This window comes from Mucilaginibacter segetis, assembly GCF_016522075.1.
GTDB classification, from domain to species: domain Bacteria; phylum Bacteroidota; class Bacteroidia; order Sphingobacteriales; family Sphingobacteriaceae; genus Mucilaginibacter; species Mucilaginibacter segetis.
Genome location: NZ_JAEHFW010000001.1, coordinates 2001960 through 2023438 on the forward strand (window position 1 = coordinate 2001960; position 21479 = coordinate 2023438).

Here is a 21479-nt window from a genome sequence, read left to right on the forward strand (position 1 = left end):
AGGCCAAAATTAAAAAAAATACCGCTTAGTTTATGCTTTCGTTAAGTAAAGTATTCAACATAAAAAATGCCGCCACGGCCGTTCTTTCAATGTTTTGTAATCTTTTACTACCGAATGTGAATTTCTTTATCAGAGTTTTATTGGCATTTGCTGCTGCCACCCAAACGGTGCCCACAGGCTTATCGGGTGTGCCACCACCCGGTCCGGCAATTCCTGTAACTGCAATAGCGTAATCCGATTTAAAATTAAGCAAAGCCCCTTCAACCATCTCTTTTACAGTTTCATAACTTACTGCACCATATTGCCAAAGTGTCTCGTTTTTTACCCCAAGCATGCTTTCCTTTAGTTCATACGAATAGGAAACAGCGCCGCCCAAAAACACTTCTGACGAACCCGCATGCTGTGTTAACAGATGTGAAATATATCCACCTGTACAACTTTCAGCAGTAGATAAGGTGAGGTTTTTTTCAGCCATAAAATTTAATATCGCTTTCTCAATCGGGATATCGTCTTCTGCAATAACAGCATGCTTTACCCGCTCAATTATCTTTTGGGCGTATTCTTCAGTTTTAACTTTTAGTGAAATTTCATCATTCCCATATGCACTAAGCCTGAGTCGCACCTGTCCCAATTTTGGCAAATAGGCCAATTTAATATCATCCGGAAGGGAATCTTCTATATCAGCAATTTTCTCCGCCAGGAAAGATTCTCCCTCGCCGGCAGTAAGTATAGTTTTATGGTAAATAACAGGCAGATTAAATATCCCCTTCAATTTGGGAATCACCCTTTCCTCCATCATATATTTCATTTCAAAGGGCACACCAGGCATTGATATATATACCTTACCTGCATGATTAAACCACATGCCCGGCGCTGTACCATTCTCATTTAATATAACCTCACAGTTTGTAGGGACTTCCGCTTGTTTACGGTTTGTTTCGAGCAAGGGCCTGTTATATTTTTTAAATATCCTTTCCACATTTTCCAATGCCTCATCATTTAACACCAAATCAACACCAAAATATTCAGCAAGCGTTTTTTTTGTAATATCATCCTTTGTGGGGCCAAGTCCGCCTGTAATTAATATAATATCTGTCCGGCCGGCCGCCTCGGCAAGCGCTTTTAGAATATGCTCCCGGTTATCAGATACGGAAGATATTTGTTTTATTTTTATCCCTTCGTGGTTTAATTTTTCAGCCATCCACGCAGAGTTGGTATCAACGATCTGCCCTATAAGTATTTCGTCGCCAATGGTTATAATTTCAGCAAGCATTAGTTAAAAGATTGGTTATTGGTGTAATCACTTCTTTTGCTCAATTTAAGATCCTGTAAAATAGAGGCTTTTACTTTAAGTGTAACATTATATGATTTATAATAGCCAAAAGGCAGCCATTGTATAGATAGGTCCCAGCAATGCAGATCACGATATATGGCAAATGAGGTGGCGCTGCTTAGTTCACGAGCTTTTAAATCATAGGTTGTGTTAAATTGAACTTTCCATTTTTTGGTAAGACTTACATCTCCGCTTATCATCATCGTATTTGTTGATGAACTGTTGACAATATTATTGTTATAACTAAAACTATAATTTAATGCTAAATTCCAGGGGATATTAAAATCAATATATTGGTTAGGATCACCATTAATTAATGCCAATTTCTGTGATTGTTCAGGTGTCATAGTCTGTAAAGTTGACCCAACCGGCACCTGCCTAGTGTTTCTATTAAATGTAGAGGAATTTAAGCTGCCGCTCATTGAAAGGCTAAATGAATTTAATAACGGGAAACGGCCATCCTGCCAGCTGTATCTATTTATACGGCGAGTATATCTTAAAATCTGTCCATTTGAAATAGAATCTCGAACCTGAGTAATATATGGATCTAAAATACCGCTAAAGTTTACATTGATCTTTTGATTAAACAGTGCGGTATGACCTGAAAACGATATGGGCGATAGTTTTAGCGAATCGGCAGCGAAATTGTAAAAAGTAGAGAATGTTAAACCCTGCAATATGGGTATTTTTTTTTCCACGCCCGATGTATCAGTACTTTTAGCTTTTACTTTGGCCTCTATGGTATTATCTAAAGTAAAGCCAATACCTGCTTGCTTCCCTGTAGAAGGTCCTCCATAAACTGATTGCTCAAAAATAGAGTATCGCTGATAACTAAAAGGATAAGGAACGGATGCTGAACTTACAGCGGTTCTGTAATATCCGTAACTCGGATCCCCATAGTCCGGACGGTAGCTGAAACTAATAGACGGTGTGGTAACGTGCCGTATTGCTTTTAAACGGCCTTTAGTAAATGGGATAATGCCATACAACTTTGTGGAAAATCCGGCGTTCAAATTATACTCACCTGAGCGTACGAAGCCCCCTACGGTGTCTGTAATTGGTGTAAGCTGACCGTTTATGCTCCCTCGTTCAAAACTTTTACGTATACTTTGGAAATACCAGCGTTCGGTATAATTAACCCCGGTATTAAACTGAAAATATTTCAAGATATTTAAACTTAAATTAACCGGTATTTGATGCTGAAAGCCATTTTGCAAACGTTTAGTTAGCGTGTTTTTTTTGAACAGTTCCGACTCTGGAACATTGTTCACCTTATTTGTACCTACCAGGCTATAACCAACAGTAATTTTTTGATACCATTTTTGTTCGCCAATCTGGTTTTTTGAGGCGAACGGACTTATAGTAGCCATATTAAAGCTAAAGGTGGGCAACTCAAGTGTAACAGTTTGTTTCGTCAGATCCTGACTATGCGACAAACTCACGTTAAGATTAAATGGTGTACCGGCCCAGGTTTTACCATAAGCTATGCTCGACCGTAAGTTATTTTGCGTAAGCGATTCCAGGTTGTAATTGTTTATTCCGCGTGTGTTTTGATAGTAACTGTGTGTACCGGCATTTACAGAGGCACTAAAGGATGTGCCGGGATGTGCGTTCGGGTCCTGCGAATGAGCCCAGGTAATATTAAAATCCTTTTGCGCAGGGTCGCCCTGTAAACCATAATTATGTGATCCGTAACTTAACGTTAAGCTACCACCGTATTTATATCTTTTTAAATATCTGCTGGTGGCACTTAGCTCATAAGATCCTTTAGAAAATAAAGTACCCATAGCGGTTACATCAATATTGTCATTAATACCTACATAATAACCAAAATTACGCAGGTAAAAGCCCAGCTTCTGATCTTCCCCAAAGGTTGGTAATATTACCCCCGATGTTCGCGTATTTGGTTTCGGGAAAAATCCGAATGGTATAGCAAGAGGCAAAGGCACCCCTTCTATTTCCAAATAGGCCGGTCCCGAAATTATTCTTTTTTTTTGCCCTATTCCTTTGGTTATTACTATACCAAAGTGTGTATCAGGATAAGGCAGGTCGCAGGTACTGAATATCACATTACGATATGCAACTTCATCTTCGCTTATTCGTTTGGCCTGTCCGCCTGATATATAGTTGCCCTCCTGCTCAGTTGCCGGATTCCATAATTTACCCTTCTTACTATCGTAGTTAAATAATAAAGAATCCGAAGCCACCGGTTTTTCGTCTTTTGATTTCGAAATCGGCCTGCCTACATATCGTTTAGTAAGTGGATCAATACTCCCCCTCGCAAATATTAAATGATTCTTTTCATCTACACGTATATAATCAGCATCCAGCTCAAAATCCTCGTAGGTAACGTGCGCCCTACCATACAGGTAATTTATTTTATTCTCCCTGTCAAAGTGCGAGGAATCCTCTGCCGTAGCTTTTACAATAGATTGTAAGCCTCCCGTACTTTTGGGTGTGGTATCTTTTTTAGTGGTTAAAGAAACTGCATTGGATGATGCAGATTGATTTTTAATTTTCAACAACCTGGCGTCCCTTGTGGAGTCAAGCTGAATAATAGTATCTTTAACAGAAATTTCATAGTGACCGCTTTTAGCAGCCGCACTAAAATTCACTATTAATATAATCGCAAACAGAAAAAAAACGGTAACTAATTTCAAAATAGATTATGAATAGTATTTTTGCAGATACAGTTAACAGCGTTCAAACATAATGAAAAATAAAATATCGAACAGTTTGAAAAATTTGATTTTGAATATCGCGGCATTAATTCTTTGCTTCTCCTTATTTTCGTTTACAACAAAAACTACTGTAAAAAAAGACACTATCCAAAATAGCTTTAAATTAAAAACAGTTATAATTGATCCCGGCCACGGTGTTAAGCCTGACAATGCCCCTCCCGGGCATTACTCAACCGGCGCCAGCGGAACTTTTTCCGTTGAAAGAAATGTAACGCTGGCTATCGCATTAAAATTGCAGAAAGCAATTGAAAAAGATATTGACGGTGTAAAAGCCGTTTTAACCCGCAAAACCGAAGAAGATGTTTCATTGGAAAAACGCGCTGAAATTGCTAATGATAACAAAGGCAATCTGTTTATCTCCATACATTGCAACTCACTTGCCGATAAGGTAGTACGTAAACGCGTTGGCACCAGGCATGGTAAAGCTATTTACCGCACCACGCGCGTGCCCGATCGTTCCGGAAAAGGGACACTGATGCTTGTTTATGGTCTGCACCGTACCAACGAAGAAAAAAATGCCATTAAAAACAATCAAATTGAAGATGACTCAAGTTTGAATGGTGATGGTTTAGACCCAAATGACCCCGTGGTTATCATATTAACAAACGCTTATATCCGTAAGTTCCGCAAACAAAGTATAAATATTGCAAACTTAATCACCAATGAATTTGTTCAGACTGACGGAAGGATAAGTGAGGGAATGAGAGAACAGGGGGTTTATGTGCTTTGTCATAGCGCAATGCCGTCAGTATTGGTTGAAACAGGCTATATTAATAACCCCGATGATGAGGAATATCTCAATTCAGAAAAAGGACAAAACGAAATTGTGAATTCTATAGTCCGCGCTATAACGCAGTACAAAGCACAGGTAGAATACACCACAACGGCAAATAAAATTAACTAAACAAATAAAAATTTTGAAAATATCTAACGAAACCAAGATCGGAGCACTTACAGCCATTTCAATAACCATATTGATACTGGTTTATAGTTTTTTACGCGGAAATGATGTGTTTTCCGGCTCTAATAAATTTTATGCGGTTTATCGCAGCGTAGAGGGCTTAACGGTATCTAAACCGGTTTTAGTAAACGGTTTCCAGATAGGGAGAGTTTCAAAAATGGAACTGCATGAGAACGGACGTACTACAGTAGAATTTAAAATTGATCCACAATACAAAATCCCCTCCAATACACTTGCTAAGTTGCAAAGCACCGACCTTTTAGGTAGTAAGGCTATTGTATTTGAATTAGGCAATAGCCCAGTACTGGCCGAAGATAAAGACACCCTGCGTGCCGACATTCAGGGTAGTTTGGCTGAGAGCTTGCAACCTATACAAAAAAAAGCTGAGGTGTTGATAACCAAAGTAGACTCCGCGTTGGCTTCGATCAATAAGATAATGAACCCAACTTTTCAAAAAAATATCGACAGAAGTTTTACAAGTATTGCTAATTCTCTGCAAACGTTAGAAGGTACCACCAAAAAGATAGATGCTCTTGTGGCGTCTCAATCAGGTCATATTAACGGTATCCTGGAAAATGCCGAAGTAGTATCTGCTAATTTAAAAACCAGTACTGCACGGTTTGATAACATTTCTGGTAACTTACAAAAATTCAGTACCGATCTTTCCAGCTCAAACATTAAACAAACTTTAGAAAATGCCAACAAAGCGGTGGCCGATCTGCAGGCTACAGTTAATAAGATAAATAGTGGAACCGGCTCATTAGGATTGTTATTGAATGACGACAAAATGTATAACAATCTTAACGCTGCATCAAACAACCTGAATAATCTGTTTATAGATATTAAAGCTCACCCTAAACGCTATGTTAGCTTCTCTATTTTTGGAGGAGGTAAAGACTAAAGCTTACTTATCAGGATATAATAAACGTTTTCCCCTCTATGGCAAGTTCTGTTGCGGGGAAAACGCTTTGTGCTTCGGAAAGCAGATCAACCAGGGTCTTATATCTGGCCGAAAAATGTCCGATAATTAATTTCCCTGCGTTTACGCTTAAAGCTACCTGTGCAGCCTGTAAAGCGGTTGTATGATGGGTTTGTATCGCTCTTTCCAGCATATCGTTCAAAAAAGTGGCTTCATGATAGAGCAGCGTAACATCTTTTATCTGTTCAAAATATTGTTCACCAAATAAGGTATCTGAACAGTAGGCATATGATTTTGGCTCTTCAGAGTCAAGTGTTAAACTCTCATTTTTATAGATAGTTCCGTCAGGGGCCTCGTAATCACGACCTTTCTTTAAAGCTGTAAAGTAAGCAACAGGAATGTTAAATTCTTCTACCTTTTCACGTATGATCTTTCTTAACCTCTTTTTTTGTTTGATGAAAAAACCGGTACAAGGTATACGGTGATTAAGCGGGATCGTTTCTATAATAACATCCTGATTATCTAAAATTATCGCTCTTCTGTCAGCGGTTGTTGCTATAAATTCTAAGGGATATTGTAATGTCGTCTCCGAGTATTTTAATTGGAGATCCAATATTTCTTTCAACGGAGCAGGGCCATATAATTTTAGAGCCTTTTTCCGGCCATTAAGATGCAGGGATGAAAGCAAACCTACCAACCCTAAATAATGATCACCATGCAGATGGCTTATAAAAATATAATCAATACGACTGGCCTTAACGTCAAAACGCAGCATTTGCTGCTGCGTTCCTTCTGCACAATCAATTAAATATAATTTCTCGTTAATATTAAGTATCTGGGCGGTAGGGTTTCTGTTAAAAATAGGAGTTGCAGAACTGCTGCCCAGTATTGTAACTTCAAATCTCATACCGGGTGAACAACTGTTTTATTTTACTTCTCTTTTTAATTCTTTTTCTATCTCTTCCATAAAAATAAGATCGATAGCTTCTTCGCAGGTTGGTACCACCGTAAGCACGTTGTCTAATTGCGATATGGTTACCAAACGTGATACAGCTTCATTTAACCCTGCCATAATGAACGAGCCTTCAGCATTTTTGCACAACCGATGTCCAACCAGCAAACTGCTTAAACCGGATGAATCGGCAAACTTCACCTGAGAAAGGTCAAGTATAATATTCCTTTGCCCTTCGGTATTTATCAATATCAACTCCGACTTTAGTTGCGGGGTGACCAGTGAATTCAATTTAGATTCGTTCAGTTTTATTAAAATATATTTTTCGTGTTTGTCAACAGTAAACTTCATTATTATAAAAATTAAAGAGCTAAGATATAACTATTTTACGTTTAAATAAAAAATTACAACTCAGTAAGTGCATTATTGATATTCCTTTCAACCCGTTGCAAAACATCTTCTTCCCCGGGTTTTATAAATACCTCACCGGTAATTTGCTGATAAAGTTCAATATATCTTTCAGATATTGAATTAATGATTTCAGGTGTCATATCAGGTATTACTTGTCCATCTTTACCCTGGAACCCATTTTCAATCAGCCATTTACGAACAAACTCTTTGGATAGCTGTTTCTGAGGTTCATTATTCATCTGACGTTGTTCATAACCATCGCTATAAAAATAGCGTGATGAGTCAGGTGTGTGAATCTCATCTATAAGATAAATAGTACCATCAGCTTTGCCAAACTCATATTTAGTATCTACTAAAATAAGCCCCTCCTCAGCGGCTATTTCGGTGCCTCTTTTAAAAAGCTCGCGCGTATAATTTTCGAGTTGTAAATAATCATCTTCCGCAATTATTCCACGCGCAAGTATATCTTCCCGTGATATATCCTCATCATGTCCTATTGATGCCTTGGTAGTAGGCGTAATTATAGGCTCAGGTAACCTGTCGTTCTCTTTAAGGCCATCCGGTAAATCTACTCCGCAAACTTGTCGTTTGCCTGAACTGTATTCGCGCCAGGCATGCCCGGCCAGATAGCCGCGGATAACCATTTCTACTTTAAACGGCTCGCATATACGGCCAATTGTTACACTCGGATCCGGCACACTGATTACCCAGTTAGGCACAATATCAGCAGTTATATTTAAAAATTTGGCAGCAATTTGGTTAAGTACCTGCCCTTTAAAGGGTATAGGTTCGGGCAATACTACGTCAAACGCAGATATACGATCGGTCACAACCATGGCAAGGTATTTATCTGCTATGGTATAAACATCGCGCACTTTGCCTTTATAATAGGAGGTTTGTCCCTTAAAATTAAAATGAGTTTCTTTTATAGCGTGCATTTGTTTTTTGAAGTAAAGAATAAAGAGTTAAAAACAAGTATGGTTAGTTTACCTGATCTTGTATCTCCAGTTCCAAATGTTCTGTATCTATTGAATATCTCCGTAAGCTTCTAAAATTCTTTTCACCAACTTATGCCTCACAACATCTTCACCGCTCAGGTAAACTATATCAATACCCTTAATATCAGTAAGTATACGCAAAGCAGTATATAAGCCCGATTGCTGTTTTTTGGGCAGGTCAATCTGTGTCACGTCGCCGGTAACAATAAACTTGGCTGTAGGCCCCATACGGGTTAGAAACATTTTAAGCTGCATATCGGTGGCATTTTGCGCTTCATCCAATATCACGAAACAACCGTCGAGGGTTCGGCCACGCATAAATGCCAGCGGTGCAATTTCAATAGTGCGGTTCTCTAAATAAAGTTTAAGTTTTTCCGCAGGGATCATATCATCAAGCGCGTCATACAAAGGACGCAGATACGGATCTATTTTTTCTTTAAGATCACCCGGTAAAAAGCCCAGGTTCTCCCCTGCTTCAACGGCGGGTCTGGTTAAAATTATGCGTTTTATTTCCTTGTTCTTTAATGCCCTTACAGCCAATGCAACAGCAGTGTAAGTTTTACCCGTACCAGCCGGCCCTATAGCAAACAGAATGTCATTTTTATTAAGGCTATCCACCATCCTACGCTGGTTAGGTGTACGCGCCTTTACCATAATACCGTTTGGCCCAAAAACCAACACCTCGCCACTTACAAATTTATCGGGCACCGCATCAGCACTTTTGGAGTTTTCAGCTTTTGTCCCTAAAAGTCTTTCAACCTCATTAACATTAAGCGTCTGAAATTTTTCCACATGCTGTACAAGTTCATCAAACTTCTCCTTAAAAACGGTGAGTTCATGTTCGTCACCCAAAGCCTTAACCTCACTGCCACGGGCAACTATTTTAAGCTTAGGGAATTGCTTTTTTATGATCTCGAAATGATCATTGTTCGGCCCCCACAAAATGGCGGGGTTTATTTCTTCAATTGATAACTTAAGCTCGTTCAATACTAATTGATTTTTTCAGTTGCTGACTTTTATGAATTTAAAATTGAATATTTGCACCTTAAATACTTGTACAAGATTAGCAATAAATATTTATAAAATTAATGGCAATTATAACATTAACTACTGACCTGGGCGATAAAGATATTTATCAGGCTGCCCTTAAAGGTAGTATTTTAAAATTGCTGCCGACAGTAAATATTGTTGATATTACTAACAATGTTGCTGCCTTTAATGTTCAGCAAGCCGCGTTTATTTTAAAAAATAGTTTTCATTACTTTCCTGACCATACGGTTCATTTAATTGGCATAGATACCGTTTATAACACTTATACACGTTATTTAGCAGTTAAATATAATAATCATTATTTCGTAGGGGCCGATAACGGGATATTTTCATTAATGTTTAATAATGAGCCTGAGGAAATTGTAGAGATCAATATTATGCAGGACCTCAAGTTTCTTCATTTTCCTCTGGCCGACATTTTTGTGAAAGCAGCCTGCCACCTTGCCAGCGGCGGCTCCCTGGAGGATATAGGATTGCCTGTAAGCAACATTGAAAACAAAATGAATCTGCAACCTGTTATCGAAAAAAATATTATCAAAGGTGTGGTGATTTATATTGATTCTTTCCAGAATGTGATCACAAATATTACGAAAGAATTTTTTAACAGCGTGCAACAAGGGCGGCGGTTTGTGTTATACTTTAAACGTAATGAAACTATTAACCATTTAAGCTGGCATTATAACGAGGTACCCGAAGGCGAAAAGCTTTGTCTTTTTGGGATTAGCGACCACCTGGAAATAGCCATAAATAAAGGAAATGCCAGTGGTTTGCTTGGCTTAAACCTCGGCGACAGCGTCATCATTGACTTTGAATAAAAAAGCATGAAAAAGATCTATTTGTTAAGTTTGCTGACATTTTTTGTAGTCGCTGCTTTTGCACAGGAAAAATCAGATTCACTCGCCTACCAACTTCAGCGTAAGAAAATAAACCAGATGCTGGCGATACGTAAACAAAAGTTCGGAAAATACGATCAAAGCCTGAGCAAGCATACCGGAATATTTGGTTTACAAACCAAAAAAGACATTCGCCGCTCCAATGATATTTTAATGGATATTGTACAAACCGATAATAATATCTACAAAGAACTTAAAATATTGCTCGATTATCGCGCATTTCAGCAAACCCAAGTTCAAACCCAATCACAGGAAGTTCAAAAAAGCAATCTTGCTTTTATGAATACGATCAATCGTTTCCGAAAGCAAAATGAAGGGTTAAAAGCTCAATTAGACCAGCAAACAGCCAGGTACGATACTGCTAAACGTTGGTATATTATTATCATTCTGCTCATGCTTACGTCAATTTTAATATTGATTTTCAGAAAACGCAGACCAAAGGCTTAACTTAGCCACCAAGTTAATAACAGCTCAAATATAAATGGCAAGAGGACGACTGAACAGTGGCAGTAAGGCAGAAGCAGAATTACCTAAAGCAAAGATAAATAAACAAAGCCTGCGCAAAATAGGCAGATTACTAAGTTATATTAGACCATATAAGGCCAAATTTATTGGCGGTTTATTTTTCCTTATACTTTCCAGCTTAGTTGGTCTGGCATTTCCCGGTTTTTTTGGCGCGCTTATAGATGCCTCACAAGGCATACAACGGTATAAATTTATGCCTGCCGATTTAAGCTCCATTGGAAAAATAGCGATAGTGGTATTGTTTTTACAGGGATTTGTGTCTTTTTTCAGGATCACCTGGTTTGTACAGGTAGCTGAAAATGCACTTGCTGCTTTAAGGCGTGATACTTACTTCAGGCTGATAACTTTACCCATGAACTTTTTTGCCAACCGCCGTGTTGGTGAACTAAACAGCCGTATCTCAGCAGATCTTTCGCAAATACAGGATACACTTACCACCACTTTTGCAGAAATTATAAGGCAGGTGATAATAATGGTAGGTGGCATCATTCTGTTGGCCATAGTTTCTATTAAATTAACTGCTGCATTACTCATCATACTGCCGTTTTTAATAGGCATAGCTATATTTTTCGGAAAGTTTATACGTACCCTATCACGCCAGGCACAGGATCAATTAGCGGAATCCAATACAATTGTGGAAGAAACTTTACAGGGCATAGCTAATGTAAAAGCTTTTGTTAATGAGGCATTTGAAGCAGGCAGGTATCAAAAAAACCTGCAACAAGTAGTTAATATTGCCGTTAAAGGGGCTAAGTATCGAGGCTTGTTCGGCGCATTTATAGTTTTCTGTTTATTCGGTACCATATTTTGTGAGATATGGTACGGCTCCTATCTGGTTTCTATCCACGACAACGGAATGACCTTTGGTAAACTAACCACCTTTATTATTTATGCGGCTTTCATTAGTGCGGCAATGGGTAGCCTGCCTGATCTTTATGCTAACATGCAAAAAGCTGTTGGTGCCAGTGAGCGCGTGTTGGAAATATTAGATGAAACAGGCGAAGACATTTCCATTAATTCCACTGAAAACCTGATAAAACAACAATTATACGGAAAGATCTCATTCAATAATGTGGTTTTTGCTTATCCTTCCAGACCGGAGATAACGGTTTTAAATGATATTTCATTTGATGCGGCTGCAGGACAGCGTATAGCTATTGTAGGACCAAGTGGCTCGGGTAAGTCAACTATGGCGGCATTAGTGTTGCAATTTTACCATCCGCAAAGCGGAACCATATTATTTGATGGTAAACCCGCATCTGATTATGCGCTAACTGATATTCGTAACCAGGTTGCTATAGTACCACAGGATGTATTACTATTTGGCGGAACTATATTAGAGAATATCGCCTATGGTAAATTAGACGCAACTAAAGAGGAAATTATTAAAGCCGCCAAGCGTGCAAATGCTGACATGTTCATCAGTTCCTTCCCTGAAGGATATGACACTGTAGTTGGTGAACGTGGTGTTAAACTGTCCGGCGGGCAAAGGCAACGCATAGCCATAGCACGGGCATTACTAAAAAATCCGGCTATATTAATTTTAGATGAGGCCACATCATCGCTTGACTCCGAATCGGAAAGATTGGTACAGGAGGCATTGGAAGAATTGATGAAGGGACGAACATCCATTATCATTGCTCATCGTCTTTCTACCATACGCGAGGCCGATAAGATCATTGTTTTAGAGAAAGGTAATATTATTGAATCGGGCAGCCACGCAGAACTAATTAGTAACGAGCAGGGTTTATACCGTTACCTTAGTCAGTTACAATACGACGTACAGTAATCCCCAAATAAAAATGCCGGATAATTTCAAATTATCCGGCATGATCATAAATATTTAGTGCTTATTGTTACTGTCCTTGTGCCAGGGTATAACCTATTTTGCCGTTAAATTTCATCAGGAATTCAACTGAGCAAACTTTAAACTCTTCAGAAAGGTCAGCAGCAATATGTAATATTTCTTTTTGGGTGATTTCGCGCCCTTCTTTTTTCTCAAATCGTACGCGATACTCATTAACCAGTTCTGTAAATATGGAGCCTGTAGGCCATACTTGTGTACCTCTATTAGATATCATCACTAACTGAAAATTATCGGTAAGTTTCCTTTGAGCCAGCTCAGCTAATTCAGCTGGCTGTAGATCAGATCGTACAAACACATCCACACCAATCATTTCTTCCACAACACCTGTGTTGGTAACAGTTAGCTTATTTTTTACAGGATGGTCATGATTAGCCTTATATTCTAAATCCGGAGTTACTATTATGGCACCCTCAGCAGGCTGTTTGCTTATATTAGCTATAATAGCGTCCGCAAATGTATCCGTATTGGCAGCCGCTGTTGAACGGTCACCAAAATCACCGGTATGCACGCCCTGCTCAAGTGTATAAAGCAAAGCATTTTCAATAGTGGCAGCCGCTGTTGTAGCACCCAAATAGCGCAGCATTAATATCCCCGACAGCAATAATGCCGTAGGATTAGCAATACCTTTACCTGCAATATCAGGCGCGGTACCATGTACAGCCTCAAATATGGATATGTTATCACCAATGTTAGCTGATGGTGCAAAACCTAAACCGCCAACCAACCCGGCGCAAAGGTCGGATACGATATCGCCCTGCAGGTTGGTTAACACAATGGCCTGAAACATCTGTGGACGCGACACCAGTTTCATACACAGGTCGTCCACAATAATGTCAGATGATTCAATATCCGGATATTCTTTAGCTATCTCATAAAATGTTTCCAGAAACATTCCATCAGTGAGCTTCATAATATTTGCTTTGTGTCCGCAAGCCAACTTGGTATAGCCTTTACGGCGTGCCATTTCAAATGCATAACGTATAACCTGCGCTGATCCAGGGCGAGTTATAATGCGACGCCCAACGGCAACATCATTAGTTAAAAGATGTTCAATACCTCCGTATGTATCTTCAATATTTTCGCGTACTATGGTTAAGTTAATTGGAATACCTGCCTTAGAAAAAACAGTTTCAACACCATTCAGTGTACGGAAATCACGCTGATTAGCATAAGTATTCCATACTTTACGGGCGGTAACATTTATACTTTTTACACCTTTCCCCTTAGGGGTTTCCATTGGGCCTTTAAATAATATACCCAGGCGTTCTATAGTTTCTTTTGCAGCCGCGGTCATCCCGGTGGAATGTCCGGCGTCAAAATAAGATTTACCCATTTCTACATACTCATAGTCGAGTTGTACGTTTGCGGCTTCGAATATACGGAGTACGGCGGCCATGATTTCCGGCCCGATACCATCACCCTTTGCTACTGCTATTTTAGTTCTCATGAAAATGATCGTTATTGTAAAAACAGCGCAAAGGTACGCTTTTTAAAGGTGTTTTCACAGTCAACACTATCTATAAGCCTCAGTTTATTATATTTAAAACCAGGCTAATAATTATATTTTACAGCTGATAACACGCATAATTTGAAACTTGTTTCCGCTTTTTTTCATTTTTAATTAATAGTATTTAAGTGCATAAACAGGTTTTTGAAAGATTTAGGTTAAATTTGTGGCATATACCATGAAATCATTTTACGGAGATCTTAAATTAGGAATTTTAGGCGGAGGTCAGTTAGGCCGGATGCTTATACAGCAGGCTATAAACTATAACGTTACTGTTAAAGTACTCGACCCCGATCGTGAGGCACCCTGCCGCAGGTTATGCAATGAGTTTATTGTTGGCCACCTTAACGATTATGACACAGTTTATAATTTCGGAAAAAAGGTGGATATGCTCACCATTGAAATTGAAAAAGTAAATGTTGACGCCCTGGAACAGCTTGAGAAGGAAGGGGTGTTAGTGTATCCGCAATCACGTATCATCCGGCTTATTCAGGATAAAGGGTTACAAAAGCAATTTTTTAAAGAGAACGACATCCCTACAGCAGAATTTCAGATCATATCCTCACCGGAGGATCTGCAGCAAAGTCATATTCCGTTCCCATATATTCAAAAATTACGTCGTGATGGTTACGACGGCAAGGGGGTGTATAAAATTGCTGATGAATCATACCTGGAAGGTGCATTTACTGAACCCAGCCTTATTGAACGTTGGGTAGATTTTGAAAAAGAGATAGCTGTAATAGTTGCCCGTAATGACGAAGGGGAAATAAAAGCCTTCCCTATGGTAGAAATGGAATTTAATCCCGAAGCGAATTTAGTAGAGTTTCTGATATCTCCATCTACCCTTCCGTTTGAGGTACAACAGGAAGCAGAACAGATAGCGATAAGAATTGCCGACACCATAAAAATTGTCGGTTTGTTGGCTGTAGAAATGTTTTTAGATAAAAGCGGGCGCATATTAGTTAATGAATTAGCACCACGACCGCATAATAGCGGACATCAAAGTATTGAGGGGAATGTGGTGTCGCAGTTTGAACAACACTTACGCGCTATTTTTAATCAACCCCTGGGCGATACCACATGTTTAAGTAATGCGGTTATGGTAAATGTTTTAGGAGAAACCGGATATCAGGGGCCGGCAATTTACCAGGGTATCGAAAAAATATTAAAGTGTGAAGGTGTATATATTCACTTATATGGAAAAATTTTAACTAAACCCTTCCGCAAGATGGGCCATGTAACCGTGGTTGATGATGACAGGGAAAAAGCTATAGAAAAAGCCAGATACGTACAGGAAACACTTAAAGTTATTGCTTAATTTTAAAAGATATATTGCTAATACTGATTAATTGACATTATATGAACCAGCCTAAAGTAGGTATAATAATGGGCAGTAAGTCTGATCTGCCGGTAATGCAGGAAGCCGCTGATATTTTAAAACAACTAAATGTTGACTATGAAATAACAGTGGTATCAGCACACCGTACGCCCGACAGGATGTTTAGCTATGCGCGTGCCGCTGCTGACAGGGGAATAAAAGTCATTATTGCGGGTGCGGGTGGCGCAGCTCATTTACCGGGAATGGTAGCATCTTTAACTCACTTGCCGGTGATTGGAGTTCCCGTTAAATCAAGCAACTCTATTGATGGCTGGGACTCTATTCTTTCCATTTTGCAAATGCCTAATGGCATTCCGGTAGCCACCGTAGCACTTAACGCGGCTAAAAATGCGGGGATACTGGCCGCCCAAATAATATCCACCGCCGACGAATACCTTACCAAAAATCTTATCGCTTATAAAGAGGAGTTAAAGAAAAAAGTGGAAGATTCCGCTAAAGAGATGGAAGCCTGATCTCTCCGGTAATGATAATTTCAACATATGAATAAAAAACAACCCTCATATTCAACCGCTTATCCTTTTTTAACAATTTCTTAACTGTAAACGCTTCATTTTTCTATCTTTGCGCCGGGGTAAGTCTTTTACGGCCAGCTCCTCTTGAACTCCCCCAGGGTGGGAACGCAGCAAGGGTAGAGAGTTGAGCGGCGCGATAAAAGTAGCTTACCCTTTTTTGTGCCCAATTTTTTCAATTGCTGCTACTCGCATTTAATATCGAACAACAAAAACCAATTATATATTTTGATTTACTTCGATATTTGACATTCAATATTCATTATTCGATATTACATATCTCCAAACTGCCTATCTTCGCAAATATGCTTGATATACTTATTATTGGCGGCGGTCCTATTGGTTTGGCCTGCGGACTGGCAGCACAAAAAGCCGGACTCAGCTTCGTTATAGTTGAAAAAGGATGTCTGGTAAATTCTTTATATAATTACCCGTCAACCATGACCTTTTTTTCCACTTCCGAGAAGTTAGAAATAGGCGGTATTCCTTTTGTTACCATCCATAACAAACCCAATCGCGCCGAAGCACTGGAGTATTATCGCCGGGTAGCGGTGTCTAATAATTTACCTATTAATCTTTTCGAAGAGGTTACCCAGATAAAGCCGTCGGCAGGCGGATACACAATCACATCCTCCAGGCAAACCTATCATGCAAAAAAAGTAATACTTTCTACCGGCTTTTATGATATATCGGTAAATCTGGATATACCCGGCGAAGATCTGCCAAAAGTTAAGCACTATTATAAAGACCCGCATTATTATGCTATGCAAAATGTAGTAGTAGTAGGCAGTAGTAACTCCGCCATAGATGTAGCTTTAGAAACCTATCGTAAGGGCGCCAACGTAACTTTAGTGGTACGCGGAAGCGAGATAAGTAACCGGGTAAAATACTGGGTTAGGCCGGATATTATTAACCGTATAAAAGAAGGCAGCGTAAAAGCTTATTTTAACTCTAATTTAGCTGCCATACGGGAACATGAGGTAGATATAGATACACCCGACGGAAAGGTTATCATCCCTAACGATTTTGTAATGGCCATGACTGGCTATAAGCCAAATTTTGATTTTTTGGCGAAACTTGGAATTAACCTCACAAAAGATAAATTTATTCCCGAGTATAATCAGCATACAATGGAAACCAATATGCCCGGTATGTATCTTGCAGGCGTGGTTTGTGGTGGCCTCGACACGCATTTATGGTTTATTGAAAACTCCCGCATACATGCAGATATGATCATAAACGATATCGTTGCTAAAGATCAAAAAAAATAGTCTTGATTTATACTGCCGACTGTTTTTGAAATTGGTATAAAATTAATGTTTAAATCATTTAAACTTATAAATTACATCCCTTACAAGCATTTTTAAGCTTCATAAGTAACTTATTTATCATAATTCAATTTTTTACTTGCATAAGTAAAATTTAATGTAATAATTTGCACAAAATTTACAAGTAACAAGTATTACTAAATAATGAAACAATACAACCTTATAAATATAGTTAACAGAGTGAAATTTGCTCCGGTTGTTGCTGTATTGGGTTTATTTGTATCTCCGTTTCTTCCAAACCGACGACGGGTGTTTATCCCACGGGTTTAATTGGATTTTCGTTCCCCACCCAAACAAAGAAGCTTTTTTTACCTTCTTTAAACAATGTCCTTCTAATTATTAAAGGTTTTAAAACACCGAAAAGCAAACGGTAATTTTTCTATTATAATGACCATACAAGATTTTGATATAAAGGTAGCAACTGCAGAGCATGCAGATTTTGCGCCTGTTATATGCGATGAAATGGCAGAATCTGCAAAAGCGCGGGGCACCGGCATTGCACAGCGTTCTCCGGAGTATGTCGCCAATAAAATGCTGGAGGGCAAAGCAGTAATTGCCCTGCATAAAGATGGCACCTGGGCTGGTTTCTGTTATATTGAGACATGGAGCCACGGCGATTTTGTTGCCAACTCCGGGCTTATTGTAAATCCCATATATCGTAAGGCAGGTTTGGCTAAAGCCATTAAGGAAAAGATATTCGAATTATCCCGCAAAAAATATCCTAATGCAAAAATATTCGGACTTACTACCGGCCTGGCTGTAATGAAGATTAATTCTGAAATAGGTTACGAGCCCGTTACCTATTCTGAACTTACACAGGATGAAGATTTTTGGAAAGGCTGCAGAAGTTGCGTTAATTACGATATATTAATGAGCAAAGACCGTAAGAACTGCATGTGTACCGCCATGTTATTTGATCCGGCAGAGAAGCAAAAAGAATACGAAGACAAAATGAAACGGATTACGCATAAGGCAACCCTGCTGGAGCGTATAGAAAATGCCATAAAGAAAAGATCCGGAAAATTAACCACTATATTAGGAATCAGCTTTTTAATAAAGCTTATTAATTAGATATGAAGAAAAAAGTAGTACTTGCATACAGCGGCGGATTAGACACCTCTTTTTGCTGCATTTATTTAACGCGCGATCTGGGTTACGAGGTGCACTCTGTAATTGTAAATACAGGTGGCTTTAGCGACCAGGAATTAAAAAGCGTTGAAGAACGTGCCTATCAAATGGGAGTTACATCGCACCATGTAGTTGATGAGACCACAAATTTTTATAATACCTGTGTGCGTTATCTTGTTTATGGCAATGTATTAAAAAACAATACGTACCCCTTATCAGTAAGCGCCGAGAGGGTAAGTCAGGCAACTGCTATAGCCAATTACGCTAAAGAGATCGGAGCCGAATTTGTTGCACATGGCAGCACAGGCGCAGGTAACGATCAGGTTAGGTTTGATATGATATTTAACATCCTGATACCCGATGTACAGATCATCACCCCTATTCGTGATATGAAACTTAGCCGCGAAGAGGAGATTGCTTACCTTAAAAAACATGGGGTAGAGATGAACTTTGAAAAAGCAAAATATTCTATTAATAAAGGAATATGGGGCACATCAGTAGGTGGTAAAGAAACCCTTACATCAAACTTAGGTTTACCCGAAGAGGCCTGGCCTACCCAGGTTACCGAAATTGAACCAAGAACATTAGAACTCACTTTCGAAAAAGGAGAGCTTACAAATATCGATCAGGAAAGATATGACCATCCAACCAAAGCTATTCAGGCATTGCAGGCAATAGCACAGCCTTATGGCATTGGCAGGGATATTCATGTTGGTGATACCATTATAGGTATAAAGGGAAGAGTTGGTTTCGAGGCTGCCGCTCCTATGGTAATCATAAAAGCACATCATACACTTGAAAAACACGTTTTAACCAAGTGGCAGTTATCCTGGAAAGATCAACTATCGGCCTTTTATGGCAACTGGCTGCACGAAGGCCAGTTCCATGACCCTATAATGCGCAATATAGAAGCCTTTTTAACCGATACTCAAAAGAATGTTAGCGGTAAAGTATTTGTTCAATTATATCCTTATCGTTTCCAGGTTGTTGGTATTGAATCTGATCACGATCTGATGTCAAACAAATTCGGCAGCTATGGCGAAATGAATAATGCCTGGAGCGGCGAGGATGTAAAAGGTTTCTCTAAAATATTTGGTAACCAGGTTATGATCTATCATAAAGTAAATCCTAATGATTAATCAGGTTTTTTCAAGAAGTGAATGCCTCAGCCATTATAAATGGGGCGATGACTGCCACGGCTGGAATTTTGTTGATACAGATGCCCTTTCGGTTAAGCAGGAATTAATGCCGCCTGATACAGCCGAGGCGCTTCACTATCACGAAAAAGCCACCCAATTGTTTTTTGTATTGAAAGGCAGGGCAATTATTACTGTTGACGGAAAAGAACATACACTTAAACCAGAACAGGGCATACAGATAGATCCGGGACAAAAACATTTTATCAGCAACAAAGATCAGGCGGATCTGGAATTTATTTTGTACAGTTACCCTTCAACAAAAAATGACAGGATTAATTGTTAAGCACATAACTTTAGCTGAAGCACAATTAGTAACCGGATTGTTTAATAAATACCGCGTTTTTTATAAACAGCCATCGGATTTACAACTGGCAGAAAGTTTTATAAATGAGCGATTAAGCAATAACGAGTCAGTAATATTTGTTGCTCTCAATATTAATGATCCTGTAGGATTTGTACAGTTATATCCTAAATATTCGTCTATGCGGGTAACAAAAAACTGGATATTGAACGATTTATATGTGGATGAGCCTTACAGAAAAAAGGGGATAGCGACCTATTTGATACATACTGCAATGGAATACGCAAAAGATCATTCCGCGCATTTTGTACAATTAGAAACACAAAATAATAATTATAACGCCCAACGATTATATCAATCGCTTGGATTTATAAAACAACAACCGGATAACGAATTTATAATGTATAGGAAAAATGTTGAGTGAACTATGGAAATGAAAAAAATAAAGGTTGGCATTATTGGGGGCGCGGGTTACACCGGTGGCGAAATGCTGCGGATATTGATCAATCATCCAAACGTTGAAATCACCTTTGTACATAGCAATAGCAATGCTGGCAACTTTGTTTATGAAGTTCATAAGGACCTGTTTGGAGATACTGATCTAAAGTTTGCATCTGAATTATCCCAGCATATAGATGTATTGTTTTTATGCGTTGGCCACGGTGATGCACGTAAATTTTTAGAAACTAATGATATTCCTGATACCATCAGGATCATTGATCTGAGTCAGGACTTCAGATTGAACCAAAATTCAAAAATAAAAGCCAAAAACTTTGTATATGGGTTGCCCGAGTTAAATAAAGATGCTATCGCAACCGCACAAAACATCGCTAATCCCGGTTGTTTTGCCACTTGCTTACAATTAGGCTTATTGCCATTGGCCTCTGCTGGTTTGCTGAAGAACGAAGTTCATATAACAGCCACCACGGGTTCTACCGGAGCCGGACAAAGTTTATCGCCCACCTCACATTTTACGTGGAGAAATGACAACCTTTCTGTTTACAAAGTATTTAACCATCAGCATTTAAACGAGATCGGCCAGTCATTAAAACAGTTGCAACCTGATTTTGCTAACAGTATCAGTTTTGTGCCTTATCGTGGTGACTTCACAAGAGGCATAATTGCATCTATGTATACCCAAACGGATATGAGCGAAGCAGAAGCTTTAAAACTTTATAAAGAATACTATACAGATCATCCGTTTACGCACGTAACCAGTCGTGACATCGACCTGAAACAAATAGTAAACACCAATAAATGTTTTATACAGGTAAAAAAGATTGATGATAAAATATTCATTGTGAGCATTATGGATAATTTACTTAAAGGCGCATCCGGCCAGGCAGTGCAAAACATGAATTTAATGTTTGGATTGGACGAACGCGCAGGGCTACGACTTAAGGCGATCGGTTTTTAAGCCCATCGCCGTATCAGCACTTGTTTTTAATTTAAGTTTTT

The 21479-nt window shown here is 39.0% G+C and carries 20 protein-coding genes and 1 other RNA gene; 14 read left to right on the forward strand and 7 right to left on the reverse strand.

The features are described from left to right. Positions 1-25: 25 nt before the first annotated feature. Positions 26-1273 (reverse strand): competence/damage-inducible protein A, encoded by a 1248-nt coding sequence (locus I5M19_RS09215; protein WP_200065912.1) that lies wholly within the window; start codon positions 1271-1273, stop codon positions 26-28. Further along, entirely contained in the window at positions 1273-3993 is a 2721-nt protein-coding gene (locus I5M19_RS09220; protein WP_200065913.1) for a putative LPS assembly protein LptD, read from the reverse strand. The genes I5M19_RS09215 and I5M19_RS09220 overlap by 1 nt, the downstream gene beginning before the upstream one ends. A gap of 52 nt (positions 3994-4045) precedes the next feature. Between I5M19_RS09220 and I5M19_RS09225 the strand changes: the two genes are divergently transcribed. Both I5M19_RS09225 and I5M19_RS09230 read left to right on the forward strand, forming a co-directional pair. After that, a complete protein-coding gene (locus I5M19_RS09225) occupies positions 4046-4978 on the forward strand; it encodes an N-acetylmuramoyl-L-alanine amidase family protein (protein WP_200065914.1) in 933 nt (310 codons plus the stop codon). 13 nt (positions 4979-4991) lie between these two features. Next, complete coding sequence (locus tag I5M19_RS09230) at positions 4992-5936, forward strand: MlaD family protein (protein WP_200065915.1); 945 nt, start codon at positions 4992-4994, stop codon at positions 5934-5936. Positions 5937-5946: 10 nt separating this feature from the next. Here the strand turns inward: I5M19_RS09230 and I5M19_RS09235 are convergent, their stop codons facing one another. The 4 genes from I5M19_RS09235 to I5M19_RS09250 form a co-directional block, all read right to left on the reverse strand. Next, positions 5947-6861: a ribonuclease Z gene (locus I5M19_RS09235; RefSeq protein WP_200065916.1), complete on the reverse strand. Its 915-nt coding sequence runs from the start codon at positions 6859-6861 to the stop codon at positions 5947-5949. 18 nt (positions 6862-6879) lie between these two features. Continuing rightward, positions 6880-7257 (reverse strand): STAS domain-containing protein, encoded by a 378-nt coding sequence (locus tag I5M19_RS09240; protein WP_200065917.1) that lies wholly within the window; start codon positions 7255-7257, stop codon positions 6880-6882. A gap of 53 nt (positions 7258-7310) precedes the next feature. Then, the gene (locus I5M19_RS09245) at positions 7311-8255 is read right to left on the reverse strand and encodes a phosphoribosylaminoimidazolesuccinocarboxamide synthase (protein WP_200065918.1); all 945 of its coding nucleotides are present in this window, start codon (positions 8253-8255) and stop codon (positions 7311-7313) included. An 87-nt stretch (positions 8256-8342) separates the two neighbouring features. Beyond that, the gene (locus I5M19_RS09250; RefSeq protein WP_200065919.1) at positions 8343-9302 is read right to left on the reverse strand and encodes a PhoH family protein; all 960 of its coding nucleotides are present in this window, start codon (positions 9300-9302) and stop codon (positions 8343-8345) included. Between the two features lie 101 nt (positions 9303-9403). Here I5M19_RS09250 and I5M19_RS09255 point away from each other — a divergent pair, with 101 nt between their 5' ends. The 3 genes from I5M19_RS09255 to I5M19_RS09265 are packed head-to-tail and all read left to right on the forward strand — an operon-like array spanning position 9404 to position 12572. Further along, positions 9404-10180 carry an SAM hydrolase/SAM-dependent halogenase family protein gene (locus I5M19_RS09255; protein WP_200065920.1) on the forward strand — a complete coding sequence of 259 codons (777 nt, stop codon included), beginning with the start codon at positions 9404-9406 and terminating at the stop codon, positions 10178-10180. Positions 10181-10186: 6 nt separating this feature from the next. Then, positions 10187-10705: a hypothetical protein gene (locus I5M19_RS09260; protein ID WP_200065921.1), complete on the forward strand. Its 519-nt coding sequence runs from the start codon at positions 10187-10189 to the stop codon at positions 10703-10705. Between the two features lie 34 nt (positions 10706-10739). Beyond that, positions 10740-12572, forward strand: a complete 1833-nt coding sequence (locus I5M19_RS09265; RefSeq protein ID WP_200065922.1) for an ABC transporter ATP-binding protein — start codon at positions 10740-10742, stop codon at positions 12570-12572. Between the two features lie 67 nt (positions 12573-12639). Here the strand turns inward: I5M19_RS09265 and I5M19_RS09270 are convergent, their stop codons facing one another. Then, positions 12640-14097 (reverse strand): NADP-dependent isocitrate dehydrogenase, encoded by a 1458-nt coding sequence (locus I5M19_RS09270; protein ID WP_200065923.1) that lies wholly within the window; start codon positions 14095-14097, stop codon positions 12640-12642. A 238-nt stretch (positions 14098-14335) separates the two neighbouring features. On the opposite strand from I5M19_RS09270, the gene I5M19_RS09275 reads away from it, so the two are divergent. From I5M19_RS09275 to argC, 9 genes are all read left to right on the forward strand, one after another. Then, on the forward strand, positions 14336-15475 hold the full coding sequence (locus tag I5M19_RS09275; protein ID WP_200065924.1) for a 5-(carboxyamino)imidazole ribonucleotide synthase: 1140 nt from the start codon (positions 14336-14338) through the stop codon (positions 15473-15475). Between the two features lie 41 nt (positions 15476-15516). Continuing rightward, the gene (gene purE / locus I5M19_RS09280; RefSeq protein WP_200065925.1) at positions 15517-16008 is read left to right on the forward strand and encodes a 5-(carboxyamino)imidazole ribonucleotide mutase; all 492 of its coding nucleotides are present in this window, start codon (positions 15517-15519) and stop codon (positions 16006-16008) included. A gap of 117 nt (positions 16009-16125) precedes the next feature. After that, an RNA gene (ffs, locus tag I5M19_RS09285) (signal recognition particle sRNA small type) lies at positions 16126-16224 on the forward strand. Positions 16225-16370: 146 nt separating this feature from the next. Beyond that, complete coding sequence (locus I5M19_RS09290; RefSeq protein WP_200065926.1) at positions 16371-17336, forward strand: YpdA family putative bacillithiol disulfide reductase; 966 nt, start codon at positions 16371-16373, stop codon at positions 17334-17336. A 444-nt stretch (positions 17337-17780) separates the two neighbouring features. Beyond that, positions 17781-18464: a GNAT family N-acetyltransferase gene (locus I5M19_RS09295; protein WP_200065927.1), complete on the forward strand. Its 684-nt coding sequence runs from the start codon at positions 17781-17783 to the stop codon at positions 18462-18464. A 2-nt stretch (positions 18465-18466) separates the two neighbouring features. Then, a complete protein-coding gene (gene argG / locus I5M19_RS09300; RefSeq protein WP_200065928.1) occupies positions 18467-19660 on the forward strand; it encodes an argininosuccinate synthase in 1194 nt (397 codons plus the stop codon). After that, positions 19653-20003, forward strand: a complete 351-nt coding sequence (locus I5M19_RS09305; protein ID WP_200065929.1) for a cupin domain-containing protein — start codon at positions 19653-19655, stop codon at positions 20001-20003. Before argG ends, I5M19_RS09305 begins: the two co-directional genes overlap by 8 nt. Further along, on the forward strand, positions 19984-20445 hold the full coding sequence (locus I5M19_RS09310; RefSeq protein ID WP_200065930.1) for a GNAT family N-acetyltransferase: 462 nt from the start codon (positions 19984-19986) through the stop codon (positions 20443-20445). The genes I5M19_RS09305 and I5M19_RS09310 overlap by 20 nt, the downstream gene beginning before the upstream one ends. Before the next feature lie 9 nt (positions 20446-20454). Continuing rightward, complete coding sequence (gene argC, locus I5M19_RS09315) at positions 20455-21438, forward strand: N-acetyl-gamma-glutamyl-phosphate reductase (RefSeq protein WP_200065931.1); 984 nt, start codon at positions 20455-20457, stop codon at positions 21436-21438. Positions 21439-21479: the final 41 nt, after the last annotated feature.